13 protein-coding genes are annotated in these 14,366 nt (G+C 70.9%); 7 read left to right on the top strand and 6 right to left on the bottom strand.

Features of this window, described 5'->3' with window-relative positions:
* The first annotated feature begins 11 nt into the window (after positions 1-11).
* From efp to DFR69_RS01415, 3 genes are read left to right on the top strand one after another with little or no spacing between them, the layout of a single operon-like run.
* Positions 12-575, top strand: a complete 564-nt coding sequence (gene efp, locus DFR69_RS01425) for an elongation factor P (RefSeq protein WP_110035568.1) — start codon at positions 12-14, stop codon at positions 573-575.
* Positions 576-577: 2 nt separating this feature from the next.
* Positions 578-1,093, top strand: a complete 516-nt coding sequence (gene nusB / locus DFR69_RS01420) for a transcription antitermination factor NusB (RefSeq protein WP_110035567.1) — start codon at positions 578-580, stop codon at positions 1,091-1,093.
* A complete protein-coding gene (locus tag DFR69_RS01415) occupies positions 1,090-1,356 on the top strand; it encodes a YciI family protein (RefSeq protein ID WP_244198028.1) in 267 nt (88 codons plus the stop codon). The genes nusB and DFR69_RS01415 overlap by 4 nt, the downstream gene beginning before the upstream one ends.
* A gap of 183 nt (positions 1,357-1,539) precedes the next feature.
* On the opposite strand, the gene DFR69_RS01410 is transcribed toward DFR69_RS01415, so the two are convergent.
* From DFR69_RS01410 to DFR69_RS01400, 3 genes are all read right to left on the bottom strand, one after another.
* Positions 1,540-4,518 (bottom strand): NERD domain-containing protein, encoded by a 2,979-nt coding sequence (locus DFR69_RS01410; protein ID WP_167456123.1) that lies wholly within the window; start codon positions 4,516-4,518, stop codon positions 1,540-1,542.
* A 141-nt stretch (positions 4,519-4,659) separates the two neighbouring features.
* On the bottom strand, positions 4,660-6,627 hold the full coding sequence (locus DFR69_RS01405) for a UvrD-helicase domain-containing protein (RefSeq protein WP_146229179.1): 1,968 nt from the start codon (positions 6,625-6,627) through the stop codon (positions 4,660-4,662).
* Between the two features lie 98 nt (positions 6,628-6,725).
* The gene (locus tag DFR69_RS01400) at positions 6,726-7,691 is read right to left on the bottom strand and encodes a quinone oxidoreductase family protein (protein WP_244198027.1); all 966 of its coding nucleotides are present in this window, start codon (positions 7,689-7,691) and stop codon (positions 6,726-6,728) included.
* A 97-nt stretch (positions 7,692-7,788) separates the two neighbouring features.
* On the opposite strand from DFR69_RS01400, the gene DFR69_RS01395 reads away from it, so the two are divergent.
* Complete coding sequence (locus DFR69_RS01395; RefSeq protein WP_110035563.1) at positions 7,789-8,364, top strand: TetR/AcrR family transcriptional regulator; 576 nt, start codon at positions 7,789-7,791, stop codon at positions 8,362-8,364.
* 40 nt (positions 8,365-8,404) lie between these two features.
* Here DFR69_RS01395 and DFR69_RS01390 read toward each other — a convergent pair whose 3' ends face one another.
* On the bottom strand, positions 8,405-9,028 hold the full coding sequence (locus tag DFR69_RS01390; RefSeq protein ID WP_110035562.1) for an alpha-ketoglutarate-dependent dioxygenase AlkB: 624 nt from the start codon (positions 9,026-9,028) through the stop codon (positions 8,405-8,407).
* Positions 9,029-9,070: 42 nt separating this feature from the next.
* Positions 9,071-10,270: an erythromycin esterase family protein gene (locus DFR69_RS01385; protein ID WP_110035561.1), complete on the bottom strand. Its 1,200-nt coding sequence runs from the start codon at positions 10,268-10,270 to the stop codon at positions 9,071-9,073.
* A gap of 115 nt (positions 10,271-10,385) precedes the next feature.
* On the opposite strand from DFR69_RS01385, the gene DFR69_RS01380 reads away from it, so the two are divergent.
* The 3 genes from DFR69_RS01380 to DFR69_RS01370 all read left to right on the top strand — a co-directional run bounded on the left by DFR69_RS01380 (position 10,386) and on the right by DFR69_RS01370 (position 13,712).
* Positions 10,386-11,093, top strand: a complete 708-nt coding sequence (locus DFR69_RS01380; RefSeq protein WP_110036067.1) for a MerR family transcriptional regulator — start codon at positions 10,386-10,388, stop codon at positions 11,091-11,093.
* Between the two features lie 125 nt (positions 11,094-11,218).
* Entirely contained in the window at positions 11,219-12,745 is a 1,527-nt protein-coding gene (locus tag DFR69_RS01375) for an FAD-dependent monooxygenase (RefSeq protein WP_110035560.1), read from the top strand.
* A gap of 55 nt (positions 12,746-12,800) precedes the next feature.
* Positions 12,801-13,712, top strand: coding sequence for an EamA family transporter (locus tag DFR69_RS01370; protein ID WP_110035559.1), 912 nt, complete (start codon positions 12,801-12,803; stop codon positions 13,710-13,712).
* Between the two features lie 7 nt (positions 13,713-13,719).
* On the opposite strand, the gene DFR69_RS01365 is transcribed toward DFR69_RS01370, so the two are convergent.
* The gene (locus DFR69_RS01365) at positions 13,720-14,277 is read right to left on the bottom strand and encodes a TetR/AcrR family transcriptional regulator (protein WP_208643885.1); all 558 of its coding nucleotides are present in this window, start codon (positions 14,275-14,277) and stop codon (positions 13,720-13,722) included.
* Positions 14,278-14,366 lie beyond the last annotated feature (89 nt).

Below are 14,366 nucleotides of genomic sequence, written 5' to 3'. Positions count from 1 at the left end.
ATCCGAGGACAGTGGCGGACACCAGCGACTTCAAGAACGGCCTTGTGCTGAAGATCGACGGTCAGCTCCAGCAGATCGTCGAATTCCAGCACGTGAAGCCGGGTAAGGGCCCCGCCTTCGTGCGGACCAAGCTGAAGAACGTCGTGTCCGGCAAGGTCGTCGACAAGACCTTCAACGCGGGCGTCAAGGTGGAGACCGCGACCGTCGACCGTCGCGACATGACCTACCTGTACCACGACGGTACCGACTACATCTTCATGGACGGCGAGACCTACGACCAGATCTCCATCCCGGAGGCCACCATCGGTCAGGGCGCGCGTTTCCTGCTGGAGAACATGGGTGTGCAGGTCGCCGTGCACGAGGACGCGCCGCTGTTCGTCGAGCTCCCCGTCACCATCGAGCTGCTCGTGCAGCACACCGACATCGGCCTGCAGGGCGATCGGTCCACCGGTGGCACCAAGCCCGCCACCCTGGAAACCGGCGCCGAGGTGCAGGTCCCGCTGTTCATCAACACCGGTGACAAGCTGAAGATCGACTCGCGCGACGGCAGCTACCTCGGCCGCGTCAACGCCTGATCGTGACGGACTCCCCGGCAGACAAGAAGGGCTCGTTCAAGAAGCTCGGCGCGCGCCACAAGGCGCGCCGCCGGGCCGTGGACCTGCTGTTCGAGGCGGAGGCGCGCGACGTCGACGTCTCGGACCTGCTCGCCGAACGCGCGGAACTGGCCACCCGTGACCAGAGCGTGGCGCCGGTGCACGCCTACACGGGCGTGCTCGTCGAGGGCGTCGCCGACGACCTGGACCGGGTCGACGGCACCATCGAGGGCTACCTGCAGGACTGGACGCTGGCGCGCCTGCCCGCCGTCGACCGGGCGATTCTGCGGATCGCGGTGTGGGAGTTGTTCCACGCCACCGACGTTCCGCCGGTGGTCGCGGTCGACGAGGCCGTCGAGCTGGCCAAGGAGCTGTCCACCGACGACTCGCCGTCGTTCGTGAACGGTGTGCTCGGCCAGGTCGTCCAGGTGGCGCCGCAGGTGCGCGCCGCCGCGGCGGCCACCCGTGCCGCGCGGCCCGCCCCGGAGGACCGGGCGTGAGCAACAAGTACCTCGTGATGGTCATGCGCACACCGGCTTTCGAAGAGTCCGTGGTCGAACCGCACCGCGAGTTCCTGCAGCGTCTCCTCGCCGAGGGGCAGCTGGTGGAGAGCGGGAAGTTCACCGACGGGACGGGCGGCGCGTACGTCGTGTCGGCCGAAAGCCTGGACGCCGCAACGGCGCTCGCGCACACCGATCCGCTGCACACCACCGGTGCGTCGGATCTGACGATCTTCGAATGGGAGATCACGCTCTCGGCCTGATCCCCGAACCGCGACAGCCGCATGCCCTTTCGGGTGTGCGGCTGTCGTCGTTCCCGACGGCCTCCGCCGGTGGGTGTACGGGAAACCGGCGGAGGCGCGACCGTCGCCGGGTAGCGCCGGTGTCGGGCGTGCGCGAGGCACCCGGTGATCTTGCTACCTCGAGTGCGCTCGAGGTCAAGCGCGTCAGCGGTCGGCGTGGACCAGCGGCGCGAGGAAGCCCGTGACCTGAGCGGTAGACGGCTGACCGAGCCTGCGGCCGAGATAGTCCGGCGCGTCGGCCGCGCCACGGCAGCGATCCGGGTCGGTGTTGGCGGGGTCGGCCGAATAGCGTTCGCCGGCCATGGTCGCGCGCGCGACCTCCCGCCCCGTGCGCAACTCGTAGACGGTGACCTCGTAGGTCGCCCGGAACAGGTTGACGGTGCGCCCGATGGGTTCGCCGGGCGCGGGCGGATACTGGCAGGTCACCACGAGGTCGCCCAGACTCACCTGCTGCATGCAGGCGATGAGCTGCACCGAGGAGGTGTCGCTGGGCCGCCACGCGCTGGACTCGCTCGTCGCCACCATGGTGGCCAGCTCGCCGGACAGATAGATCGGCCGCGCGCCGTCGCGCTGATACTCCGCGGCATTGGGGAACGGTTTGCGGTCGCCACACATCCGGTCGTAGTCCGACATCTCGAACCGGCTCGCGTTGACCGCCGTGATGGCGAAGAACCCGGCCCCGAACAGGACGATGAACAGGATCAGTCCCACGCCGGGACCGATCCGCACCCACGCCCGGCGCCGCGGACGCCGCTCGCGGACCGGCGTGTTGCGCCACCGGTCGAGCAGGGAGGGCCCGCTCGACCGTCCGCCGACGCGTTCCCGCACCCGGCTCGACAGGGACTGCCGTGGGGCGCGCCGATCCTGCTCGACCCACTGCGACCAGTGTTCCGAGCTGTCGTACTGCTCGCCGGACTCGTACTGCTCACCGGTCCCGTACTGCTGGGCGGGGCGAGGGTCGCTCGACGACTGCGCCGACCAAGCTGCGGCGCTCGCGGCACCGGCCGCTGCCCCGAGCCCGGCCGCTGTCGCGGTCGCAGCGGACGATCGCCCGCGATGGGAGGGTTCCGCCGGCTGTTGCCACGAGGCGTCCTCGCCGTCGCGGTCCGGTTCCCGGCCGTCTTCGCGCGCGGTGTCGTGCGTGGTGGCGATCTCCGATGGTGCCGGGAGGTCCGGCTCGCCCGATCGCCCGGCCGTCGGCGACTTGATGAGCGAAACGACGTCGGGCTCGGACTCTGCGGTCCGTGGGCCGAGACTGCTCGCGACCGAGGGCTCGGTGGATTCACGTGATGCGACGGATTCGCTCGGAACCGCACCGTGGCCGGCGGTTTCGCCCGCTGTCGCGCCATCGGTGCCCGCGCCACCGGTCCCGTCCGGATCATGATGCGAGTCAGGCGTTTCCGTGGACGAGGGTCCCGCTCCCGGGTCATGGTGCGAGGCTGGGGTTTCCACGGTCGAGGATCCTGTCGCGCTGCCCTCGCGTGCCTCGTCTTCTGCTTTCTGACGGGTGGCATGGGGCCCTTCCGCGTCCGCTGCCGCCACTACACCGGCGGCCGCATCTGCTGTTACCGCGGCTGGCCCCGCACCTTCTGCCGCAGTCGCGTCGGGATTTGCCGGACCCGCAGCGTTGCTGCCGGCTTCGCCTACAGGGCCCGCAGTCGAGACCGGGGCCGGGGGAGTGGGTACGCCATCAACCGGCTTGGTGGCTCCTGCTGTCGCCTCCGCCGCCTCTCTGCCTGGTGGGACGTCTGCTCGGGTCGTATCGGTCTCCGGCGAAGCAGGTTCCGCGGATCCCTCGGCCTGTGGGGTGGAGGTTTCCTCCGCGCTCTTCCGGGCGGCGGATGCGCCTGCTGCTGCCACGATCGCGCCGCCCGTCGCCGTGGCAGCGGCGGCTTGGCCGGCGGACGTTCCGAGGAACCGACTGCCGCTCTCGGCAGTCTGCGAACCATCGGTCGTCTCGCGGTGGTCATCCGCGGGAGCGGTGTCTGCGGGCGCTACTTTCCCGGCCGCGTTCCCCTGACCACCGGGACCGGCTGAGGCGGGCTCGGCATCCACGGTGCCCGTCGCCGACTCCGCGCCATGGCTCCGGCCGTCCGCGTCGGCTCCGGATGTGGCGTGGCCCTTCGCGGGTTCTTGCCGCGCTGTGTTGACGCCGTGGGTCTCCCCGGCAGAACCAGCGACCCGCGAGCGGTCATCGACGGCGGCCTCAGCCGCAGCGGCCCCGTTCACCGACCCCGACGCACCCGCATCAACCGCTGACCGGTCGTCGGCACCGGTACCCGCTTCGGGGTCCTGGATTCGCTGTTCCCTGTCCGGCTCGCCCGACCTGCGGGGCCGATGCGCGAGTCGATCGATCGCGGCGAGGAACGCCGGCGCGCTCGCCCGGATACTCAGCGGCGACGTGGCGCCCGCGTCGGCGCGAACCGCCGAGGTGTCCTTCTTCTCCTCCTGCTCGGGGGCGGTCGGGGCGGGGCGGCTGCTGGTGGTCGGCGCGAGGCGGGCGGGGAATCCCTGATCCGCCAGCTCGACCCGGCTCGGCAGCAGGTGGGCGAGGTTCAATGCGTCGAAGACCCGGCGCACGTCGTTGACGCTGAGCCGGACCGTGCGTCCGGTCTCAGCGTGGAAGTAGTCGTGCAGCGCGGACGCATCGTCGCGGTCGATCAGCACCGCGCGGTAGCCGTCGGCGATGCGCGATTCCTCGAGGGTGATCCGCGAACCGGGCTGGGGGACCAGCACCACCACCGCGTTCACCCAGCCGAAGATGCCGGACTGTTGCAGCAGGTTCTTGGCGGCGAACACCTGCCGCCGCACCTGGACGAACGGATTGGGCACCCGGACGGCGTGATAGAGCGCGGCCTCCGTGCCGTCGACCGTCCACGGGCCGTTCGGCGGGGTGGCGAGCGTGCCGTCCTGGCGGGCGGTGAACCCCTTCACCTCGATGACGGTGGCGCCCTGCGGCGTGCACACGAGCGCGTCGACCTCGACGGATCCGCCGCGGCTCTCCGGCACATGGCAGCGGAAAACCGCGATACCACCCGCCTCGGACGTCCAGTCCCGGATCGCCGCCGCGACGACCTCTTCTGCGCCTTCGAGCTCGGATTCGTCCGCGACAACGACGATCACCACGACCCCCTGTGCAACCGAATGCGGACCCTACCAGGATACGACCTGGATCAGCCACACCGAAACCGAATCCTGTTGCCGAGCAACGAGATCGGCAACCCCGATTTCCGCTCTCGCCGCGCGACCTCGCCGTCGGCCCGCTCATCCGCCCCGGACCACGCCCAACCAGACGAAATCGCGGGCCCTGGTCACCGCCACGAACTGCCGCCGCATGGTCAGTTCGTGACGCTCACGCTCCGCGTCGGTCGTCGGGGGCGCGGGTTCGGCGAACGGGTGGATGACGGCGCGGAAATCCAGGCCCTTGGCGCGGTAGACGTTGCCGACCTTCACGCCCGCTTCGTCGTCGGCCCCGTGGAACTGTTCCATGTTCTGGGTGGGGATGCCGCCTCTTTTGAGCGCGAGCAGCAGCCGGTCGGCCTCGAGCGTGGTCATGGTGATGATCGCGATGTCCTCGTCGGCGACCCCCTCGGCACGCAGCCTTGCGATCTGGGCGATCACGGCGCTGGGGAGGTCGTCGGAAGGTCCCGCCCAGTGGTCGACGCGGCCACCGGGCAGCGCGGTTTCGGCTCTCGCGAGGAGGTGGCCTTCCTCTGGCTCCAGATCCCGGATCGACGCGGCACCGGGCAGCGCGGCGGCGAATTCGACGATGGCCCTGCGATTGCGGTAGTTCTTCGTCAGGATCTCGCTGCGGCCGACGACGCGGATACCGGCGTCGATCAGCCGCCAGCCACCGGCATAGATCCGCTGCTGTCCGTCGCCCACCAGCAGCAGCGCGTCGGCCGCGTTCCCGGTGAGTTCGCGCACCAGCCGCAGACTCTGAACGGTGATGTCCTGGACCTCGTCGACGACCACCATGGCGTACGGCCGCTCGAGCGGTTCGGCGCGAAGCTGATTCAGCGCGAGGGCGATCACATCATTGGCGTCGTGGAACCGGGCTTCCAGGCGGAGACGCTCATACTGCCGGTAGAGGTCCCACACCAGCTCACGGCTGCCTTCGTGCAGTGCCACCCTTCTGCCGCGGCGCAGCAGACCGGCATAGTGGGCGAAGTCGTCGAGGCCGAGCCCGCGACCCTTGATCACGCGGTCGATCTCTTCCCGCCAGTATCGAATGTCGACGGAGATCTCGGCGAGCGGTCCGTGGGCACCCGCCCGCGACCAGGCCTTGGCGAACGCGTTGTCCGCCTGATCCATGTCCATGGTGACGGGGATTCGCCGACGCACGAGCAGCTCCCGCGCCCACGCGTGCAGGTTCGTGAACTCCGCACGGTGGGCCGTGTGTGGCGAGAGCCGCGCGAAAGCGGTCTTCTGGTACGGCGGCAGATTCTTGACCAGCGTGGTGTACAGCAGCGGCCCCGTCGAGCGCCGCGACCGATACGCCATCCGATGCAGGGCGAGAACGGTCTTCCCCGTCCCCGCCGGCCCCACGATCCGCGCCGGACCGTTGTAGTTGCGCGAAACCAGCGCGTTCTGCGCGGGATCGAGAAATGCCAACCACGACGGGAACGGTTTCGACAGCGCCTGGGTGACCTGGTCGGCGCGCAGATCGGCGGCCGCGAGCAGACCGTCGGTCTCGGCGGCCCGCGCGGGGACGACAGTCGGGATCAGCTGATAGTCGGTGCTGCGGCGGCCGGTGTGCTCGGCGAGCGCGTCGACCGCCGCGGCCGTCATGACCCGGTCGCGGGTGAGCAGGGAACGCAGGGTCGCGTCCGTGGTGACGACGAAACGGCCGTCGGTCGCCGGCTGCCGCCCGACCGGCAGGACGAAGACCAACTCGACCGTCTCGCAGACGAATTCGTTGCCGTGCGGCGCGATGGTGACCCCGGCGAACAGCTGTTCGGCCTGGGCGCGGAGCCTGCGGATCTGCGCCGCACCGGGCAACTCGTCGACGATGTTCAGGGCGAACACGCCGCGCGGACCGAGGAACAGCCCGTCGCATCGGCTCGCGGGCGCGGGCTGGGAGCGGTGCAGCAGCAGTCGCCACTGCCTGCGGCCGTCCAGCAGCAGGGCGGTGTAGACGTTCTTCGACCGGCCCGGCAGTTCGCCGACGGCGTCGGAGATCTCGGATTCGATCCGCAGGCGCAGGATTTCTCGATCATTGCTGGATGTCATCTCGGCCACCCCCACCCGGTCCGCACCGCTCCGCCATATCGATTATGGTCGAATCGCCAAGTAACAGAGAGGGTTTCAGCCGGACCGGCCTCGATCGGCTACGGGCGCAACAGCACCGCGCCGAACGCCGCGCGGTCCTCCAGCTTGCGATGCGCCTCGGCCGCGGCATCCAGCGGCAGCGTCGCATCGATGTCGACACTCAGCAGGCCACGTGCCGCGGCGTCGAGCGCGGCCGAGCGCTGGGCGGCGACGGTGCCGAGCCACGCCGCTCCGGCGCAGCCGGTGAGGGTGAGCCCGCGCAGAATCAGGTCGGCGGCGCCGAGCTGCGCGGGGGCGCCGGCGAGCCAGCCATAACTGAGGATGCGCCCGCGCAGCGGGGTGACATGGTCGAGCAGCGGTGTCAGGGACTCCCCGCCGATCGAGTCGAACACCACGTCGACGGTGCCGCCGGACAACACCTCGCCGAGGCGATCCGCCCAGTCCGGCGTGGCATGGTCGAGCACCGCCGCCGCGCCGTGTGCGCGCGCCAGCGTGGCCTTCTCCGGGCCACCGGCGGTCGCGATCACCCGGACCCCGCGCGCCGCGCAGAGCTGGACGAGGCAGCTGCCGACGCCGGTCGCGCCCGCCTCGACCAGCACGGTCTCACCGGGTGTGAGGGCGGCGGTCGCGATCAGGGCCAGGGCGACCGATCCCGGCATCTGGATGGCGGCCGCGGCCTCCGTGCCGAGGCCGTCCGGAATGAGCGTCACCGAATCCTGATCGGCGGCAACAAGTTCGGCGTACGCGCCGAAACCGCTGGTGGCGGCGACGACCCGCGCGCCGAGCAGCGCGGGGTCGACCCCGGCACCGAGATCGACGATCGTGCCCGCCGCTTGGAAACCGAACACCGCGGGCAGCGGCGCGGGGAACGGAAACGCGCCCGCGCGCACCTTGGTCTCGGGGTAGAGCACGGGCACGGCCGACGCGCGGACGAGGACCTGCCCCGCCGCGGGTGCCGGGTCGTCGAGGTCACGAGGCGCCAGCACCTCGGGTGCGCCGGTCGTGGTCATTACGATTGCTCGCATCAGAACTCCATAAGTTGACTAGCGGTCCAGATATCCGAACGATATGGACCGTCGGTCAACTTGTCAACGGATCGGCTGTGCCGAGGAAGCGATATCGATGACCGAGCCGCGCCCCACCGAACGCGCCGACGCTGCGCGCAACCGCCGAGCGATCCTCGACGCCACCGCCGCGCTGCTGGCCGAACACGGCGCGGCGGGAGTCACCATGGACCGGGTCGCCGCGGCCGCCGGCGTCGGCAAGGGGACGATCTTCCACCGGTTCGGCAGCCGGGCCGGCCTGCTGTACGAGCTCGTGGCCGAGGGTGCGATCGCGCTGATGACCGCGGTGTCCGACGGGCCGCCACCACTCGGCCCCGGCGCGCCGGCCACCGACCGGCTACTGGCCTTCTTCGACGCCATGACCCGGATGGTCACCGACGATGTGGAGCTGATCGCCGCCTACCAGGCCATGCCGCCGCATCCCCGCAGTGCCGAGTTCCACGCGTTCTGGGCCGAGCACGTCACCACGCTGTTGCGTGAGGTGCGCCCGGACATCGATGCCGAGACCGTCGGCGCGCTGCTCCTGTCGACCCTCGGTGGGGAACTCGCCCAACAGCTGGCGAGGGCGGGCGAGGTCGACCGGCTGCGGGCGGGCGTGCGTGAACTCGTGCGCTCGGTGCTCGAGGCCGCGTGATCGGTCGAGTGGAACCCGGTGTGGCCGAACGCTGTTCCGGTCAGCGCACCCCGCGTGGACGGAACTGGATGCTGATGCGCGGGCCGACCGGGCGGGCGGTTTTCGGCACCGCGTGTTCCCAGGTGCGCTGACACGCGCCGCCCATCACCAGCAGATCGCCGTGTCCGGCGGTGAACCGCACGCTCGATCCACCGCCGCGCGGGCGCAGCAGCAGGGCGCGCGGCGCGCCGACCGAGACGATCGCGACCATCGTGTCGTCGGTGGCTCCCCGCCCGATCGTGTCGCCGTGCCAGGCGACGCTGTCGCGCCCGTCGCGGTAGAAGCACAGGCCCGCCGTGCGGAACGGCTCGCCGAGTTCCTCGGCGTAATGGCGGGTGAGCGTGTCCCGCGCGGTGACGAGGATGCGGTCGGGGAGCGGGTCGTGTTCGCCGAAGAACGACACCAGGCGCGGCACGTCCACCACGCGGTCGTACATCGGCCTGCGTTCGGCGTGCCACGGCACCCGCTCGGCCAGTCGCTCGAACACCTCGCTCGCGCCGCTGAGCCAGCCGGGGAGGAGGTCCACCCAGGCCGTCGCGTCGAGCTGGGTGCGCTGGATCGTCTCGATCGGACCCAACGCAACCGCCTCACCGTCGAACAGTGAACCTTGCAGGGGCAGCGACATGGCCGTCAGTCTACCCCGTGTTCGAAAATGTGTTCGAATAGCTCACCAATAGTCGTGCCGTCGTCCGTCGGTGTCGGCGACGAACACGACCGCGTCTGCGCCCGCCAGGTCGGCGGGCTCCAGCGGGATGTGGCCCGGCAGGATCGGCGCGTCCGCGGTGGTCGACGCGGGGAGCGCGGCGCGCAGCGCGGGTGCGGGGAACAGGGTGCGGCCCGTGGTGGCCGCGGCGAGCAGTCCCTGCAGTGTGTCGGGCGTGCTCTGCGGCTTGGCATCGGACGCGAGGAAGGCGTACCGGTCGCCGAGAACGCCCGCGACGAGAGCGCCGGCACTGCACCAGCGGACCGCCGTGTCACCCATGGCCATGGTGGAGACCGCGCGCTGCAGGTGCACATTGTGGGCGAACACCAGGCTCGGGCCGCGTTCCTGTTCGGCCGCGCGCACGGCCAGCAGGTTGTCGGCCATCATCTCCGTGCGCAGGCTGAGCAGGGTGGCGAACCGATCGGGGCCGAGGTCGGCCATGGCCGTGTGGAAGCGCAGCAGGCCCTGTGCGGTGCGCGCGTGCGCGACGGCCGAGGCGTGATCGGCCGGGTCGAGGAGCGGCGCCGCGCGGCGCAGCGCGCTGGCGACGTCGTCGGCGACCAGGCGCAGGGCGGGCACCCGGTCGGAGTCGCCGATCGAGGCCGACGGGTCGTAGATGCCCGCCGGGTTCGTCCAGTCGGCGTCCTCGCCGAGCAGTGTGTCCAGGTCCTGGGCGGAGGCGGGGCGCAGGGCCACGGGCAGGAGGTTCACGGCCGAGGTGAGGGAGTGTCGCGGGCTCGGCACGTCGGTCTGCTCGAGCGGCGCGTCGAACCCGTGGAACCGCACGCGGTCCCGCGGCGCGCGCTCGGCGTTGTGGGTGCGCAACCACGTGACGAGCTCCCGGTTGCCCGGGACCGCGCCGAAGCGGTGGCTGAACCCGGTCGCCAGCACCGTGTCCAGGTCGGCCGCGCCGCCGTTGACGTAGTCGTCGACCACGGACGCGGTGAAGTAGTCGGTCTCGAGCACGATCGAGCGAAACCCCCTGGCGACGAGATGGGCGAGAAGTTCGTTGCGCAGCAAGGGAAACGCGGCGATGCCGTGGGTCGGCTCGCCGAGCGCGAGGATGTCGAGCGGTCCGGGGCGGGCGGCCAGGAATTCGTCGATCGTGCGGCCGAGCGCGGCCTGATCGTGGAGCGGGTGACCGAGCGATGTGCAGGCAGACATGTTCTCCTCTTTCGGAAGGTCCTGCCCTTGAACAGTATCGTTGAAGGTTCGATTGAAACTTTCCCCGAGAAGTACCAGGTGGTGGATGGTAAACCTTCAAACGGAGGTCGGGACCCTGCGGCCGGTTGATCTCGCCCGCGAACACGGACTGTCGGCGCAGGCCGTCCGCAACTACGACGACGCGGGCGTGCTGCCCCCGGCCGACCGCACCGCCGCCGGCTATCGGCGGTACACGCCGCTGCACGCCCAGGCACTGCGGGCCTTCCTCGCCCTGCGCGCCGGGCACGGCCATCAGGCGGCGACGGCGATCATGCGCGCGATCCATCGCGACGATCCGGAGACGGCGTTCCGGCGGATCGACGCGGCGCACGCCGATCTGCTCGACGAACGCGCGACCCGCGCCGACGTCGCGAGCGCGCTGGGCGCCCTGTCCGGTTCCCCACCTGCCCCGCTCACCGGCCCCGCGCTGACCGTCGGGGAACTCGCGCGCCGCATCGGCGTGCACCCGGCAACTCTGCGGACGTGGGAAGCGGCGGACATCCTGCACCCGGACCGCGACCCCTCGACCGGCTACCGGCACTACGGACCCGACGCCGTGCGGGATGCCGAGATCGCGCGGCAACTGCGTCGCGGGGGATACCGCCTGCCTCAGGTCGCGCAGTTCGTGGCACGGTTGCGCGCGGCGGGCGGACCGGAGGCGCTGACCGCGTTCCTGGACGCCTGGCAGCACCGCTTGGTCACGCGGAGCCGGAATCTGCTGGCCGGTGCGGCCCAGCTCGACAGGTATCTGACGGCGCGCGATGCGGATCGACTACCGGAATGAGAACTCCCCCCGCCCCTTCCAAGGTATAGCCGACCCGGGGGCTTGCCGCAAGGCCCCGGGTGTCCTGCACAATCGCTCGTCGACAGTTCGGACCAGTGGATATGGGAGTTACACGAGTGCGTGAGATGAAGACCGACGTGATCGTCGTCGGCGCTGGACCTGCCGGACTGATGCTCGCGGGAGAACTGTCCCTGGCCGGAGTGCGGCCGATCGTGCTGGAACGCCGCGCCGTACCCGGTACCGCGCACAAGGCCAGTGGCCTGGGCGGACGGATTCTCGACATGCTGCGCTACCGCGGCCTGCTCGACCGGTTCGCGGCGGTGGGCACCCCGATCGCGGCGCCGATCTTCCCCTTCGGTGGGATGCACATCGATTTCACGAGCCTCGCCGACGGGCCGATGGACGCGATGGGAATCCCGCAGGCGCGGGTCGAGGAACTGCTGGCCGAGCGGGCGGGCGAGCTCGGTGCCGAGATCCGTCGCGGGCACGAGGTGGTCGCGCTGGACCAGGACGAGGAGCGCGTCACCGTCCGGATCGAGGGGCCGGAGGGTGCCTACACGCTGACGGCGCGGTATCTCGTGGGTTGCGACGGCGGCCGCAGCCGGATCCGTGAGCTCGCCGGGATCGCCTTCCCTGGCAACACCTTTCCCGAGGTCAACCGACTCGGCATGGTGAGGGTGCCGGACACGGTGCCCGTCCGCGACGACGGCGGCCTCGACCTGCCCGGCTACGGCCCGATCTCGCCGGGCTTCACCCGCACCGAACGCGGCGTGTTCGCCATCGGCCCGGTCGATCCCGCGCAGCGGACGATGTTCTTCCAGACCACCGAGGAAGACCGCACCGAATACGACAACGACGACCCGCTGACCCTGGCCGAACTCGCCGCCAGCGCCCACCGGGTCCTCGGCGCCGAGCTGCCCCTCGGCGATCCGATCCGCTTGTCGCGCTATCAGTTCCAGGCCCGGCGCGCCGAGCGCTTCCGGTCCGGCCGCGTGCTGCTGGCCGGCGACGCCGCACACCTGCTGCCCGCCACCGGCACGGCCCTCAACGTGGGCATGCTCGACGCGGTCAACCTGGGCTGGAAGCTCGCGGCCACCGTGCAGGGCTGGGCGCCGGCCGGGCTGCTCGACAGCTACCACGAGGAACGGCACGCCGCGGCGGGCCGGGCACTGCAGCAGACCCGCGCCCAGGCGGCGCTGCGCCGCGGCCAGGACGAGGCGGCCGACGCGTTGCGCGCGGTGTTCCAGGAACTGTTCGCCGACGAACCCGCCCTGCGCAGGCTCGCAGGCATGATCTCCGCCAACGACGTGCGATACCCGGTGCCCGGCGCCGACGCGCACCCGCTGGCAGGCACGTTCGCGCCCGATCTGCCGCTGCTCACCGATCAGGGCGAGACGAGTGTCGCCGAGCTGCTGCACGCGGGCCGTCCTGTCCTGCTCGACCTCGCCGACCGCGCGGAACTGCGTGAACAGGTGCGTGGTCGCGAGCCGCGGATCGTGATCGTCACCGCCAAGACCGAGGAACGGCCCGCCGACGCGATCCTCCTCCGCCCTGACGCCTTCGTCGGGTGGGCCGCCGCCGTCGACGAACCCGCCGACACCGCGGCCACGGGATTGCGCGACGCGTTGGACCGGTGGGTCGGGCAGCCCTGACCGTCGGCGGGGAACACGCGTTGATTTCGGGCGAGAGCTGTGGATTACTCCTGGGATGAATGCGATATCGACGTCTGAGCGGTCGCGTCGGACCGCCCTCCCGGGCTGGTCCGTGCCGCTGGTGTTCGTCGTCGCGGCGACCTCCCAGTACGTCGGCGCCGCGCTGGGCGTCTTCCTGTTCGACACGACCGAACCGGCGACCGTCGCGTGGTTGCGCGCGGCGGCGGCCGGCGTCGCCCTGCTGGCCTGGCGGCAGCCGTGGCGCGCCCGCTGGACGCGGCGGGGGATCGCCGTCGCGGCCGGGTTCGGCGTCGTCACGGTGGCGATGAACATCGTGTTCTACGAGGCGATCGCGCGGATACCGCTCGGCACCGCGGTGGCCATCGAATTCCTCGGCCCGGTGGCCGTGGCCACGCTGGGGTCCCGGCGGGTCAGGGATGTGCTCGCGGTGCTGCTCGTCGCCGTCGGCGTGGTGTTGCTGGCCGGGGTGCAGTTGGATGTCGAGCCCGTCGGGGTCGGTTTCGCGCTGGCCTCGGCCGTGCTGTGGGCCGGCTACATCATGGTCGGCAAGCGGGTCGCCGACACGGGCGACGGCCAGGACTCCCTGGCCGTCGGCATGGCCGCCGCCGCGGTGCTGCTCGCGCCGTTCGTCCTCGTCCCGCAGGTGGCGATCGACGCGTCCGTCTTCGCCGATCCCCGCACCTGGCTGCTCGGGCTCGGTGTCGGCGTCCTGTCGAGCGCGATCCCGTACGCCCTGGACCAGGTGGTGCTCACGGCGGTCGGCCGCGCCCGCTTCGCCCTGCTCCTGGCGCTGCTGCCCGCCACGGCCGCCGTCGTCGGCGCGATCGCGCTGAGTCAGCGCCTGTCGGTCGCCGAACTGGCGGGGATCGCGCTGGTCATGCTCGCGCTGACGATCACCGCCCTGCCCACCCGTCAGGCGACCCCGGAACCACCGGCGCCGCTGTAGCGGAGCGCTACCGGATCCACGCGAGGATGTCGACGGCGATGTCGGTTGCGGCCGAATGCATCTCGTCGTCGGACAGGTCGAGGTCGCCCATCATCGACAGGCTCCAGCTGATCGCCAGCAGCGCCTGCCTCGCGTGATAGACATCCAGTGGCACGTGCTCGGGAGCGGTCATGAGGTCCGCCAGCACCCGGAACTGATAGCGCAGGCCCGCCCCGAATCCGAGGTCGCGGAAGGCGGGTTGGTTCTCATGCCAGAAGCGCACCATGTCGCGACCCAGGCTGTGCAGCAGCGTGCTGTAGCGGCGCAGAATCTGTTCGGCCCGTTCGGGTCCCGGCGGGGCCTGCTCGGCCCAGCTGACGATGTCGTCGATCCCGCGCCGCAGATCGTCGGACAGGCTGACGACGATGTCTTCCTTGGTGCGGAAGTGGTAGTACAGCGCCGCCTTGGTGACGCCGAGACGCTCGGCGATCTCACGCAACGAGGTCTTCTCGTAGCCGCGCTCGGAGAACAACTCCATCGCCACCGCGCGAATGCGCTCTCTGGTGTCGCTACGACGTCCGTCCACCTGGTTCCTTCTGCTTGACGACCGGCTAGGAGAAGCCTACCGTCAGGACACGACCGAGATACCTAGCCGGTCGGCTAGTTAGTTGGGAG

This window comes from Nocardia neocaledoniensis (genome assembly GCF_003182135.1).
Classification (GTDB): Bacteria; Actinomycetota; Actinomycetes; order Mycobacteriales; family Mycobacteriaceae; genus Nocardia; species Nocardia neocaledoniensis.
Note: the sequence above shows the minus strand (reverse complement) of the source record. Positions and strands in the feature narration are given on the sequence as shown.

Bases quoted from the DNA above. Each gene is read 5' to 3' on its own strand.
- DFR69_RS01405 (WP_146229179.1), bottom strand. From the start codon at position 6,627: ATGACATCCAGCAATGATCGAGAAATCCTGCGCCTGCGGATCGAATCC.
- DFR69_RS01400 (WP_244198027.1), bottom strand. From the start codon at position 7,691: ATGCGAGCAATCGTAATGACCACGACCGGCGCACCCGAGGTGCTGGCG.
- DFR69_RS01395 (WP_110035563.1), top strand. From the start codon at position 7,789: ATGACCGAGCCGCGCCCCACCGAACGCGCCGACGCTGCGCGCAACCGC.
- DFR69_RS01390 (WP_110035562.1), bottom strand. From the start codon at position 9,028: ATGTCGCTGCCCCTGCAAGGTTCACTGTTCGACGGTGAGGCGGTTGCG.
- DFR69_RS01385 (WP_110035561.1), bottom strand. From the start codon at position 10,270: ATGTCTGCCTGCACATCGCTCGGTCACCCGCTCCACGATCAGGCCGCG.
- DFR69_RS01375 (WP_110035560.1), top strand. From the start codon at position 11,219: ATGAAGACCGACGTGATCGTCGTCGGCGCTGGACCTGCCGGACTGATG.
- DFR69_RS01370 (WP_110035559.1), top strand. From the start codon at position 12,801: ATGAATGCGATATCGACGTCTGAGCGGTCGCGTCGGACCGCCCTCCCG.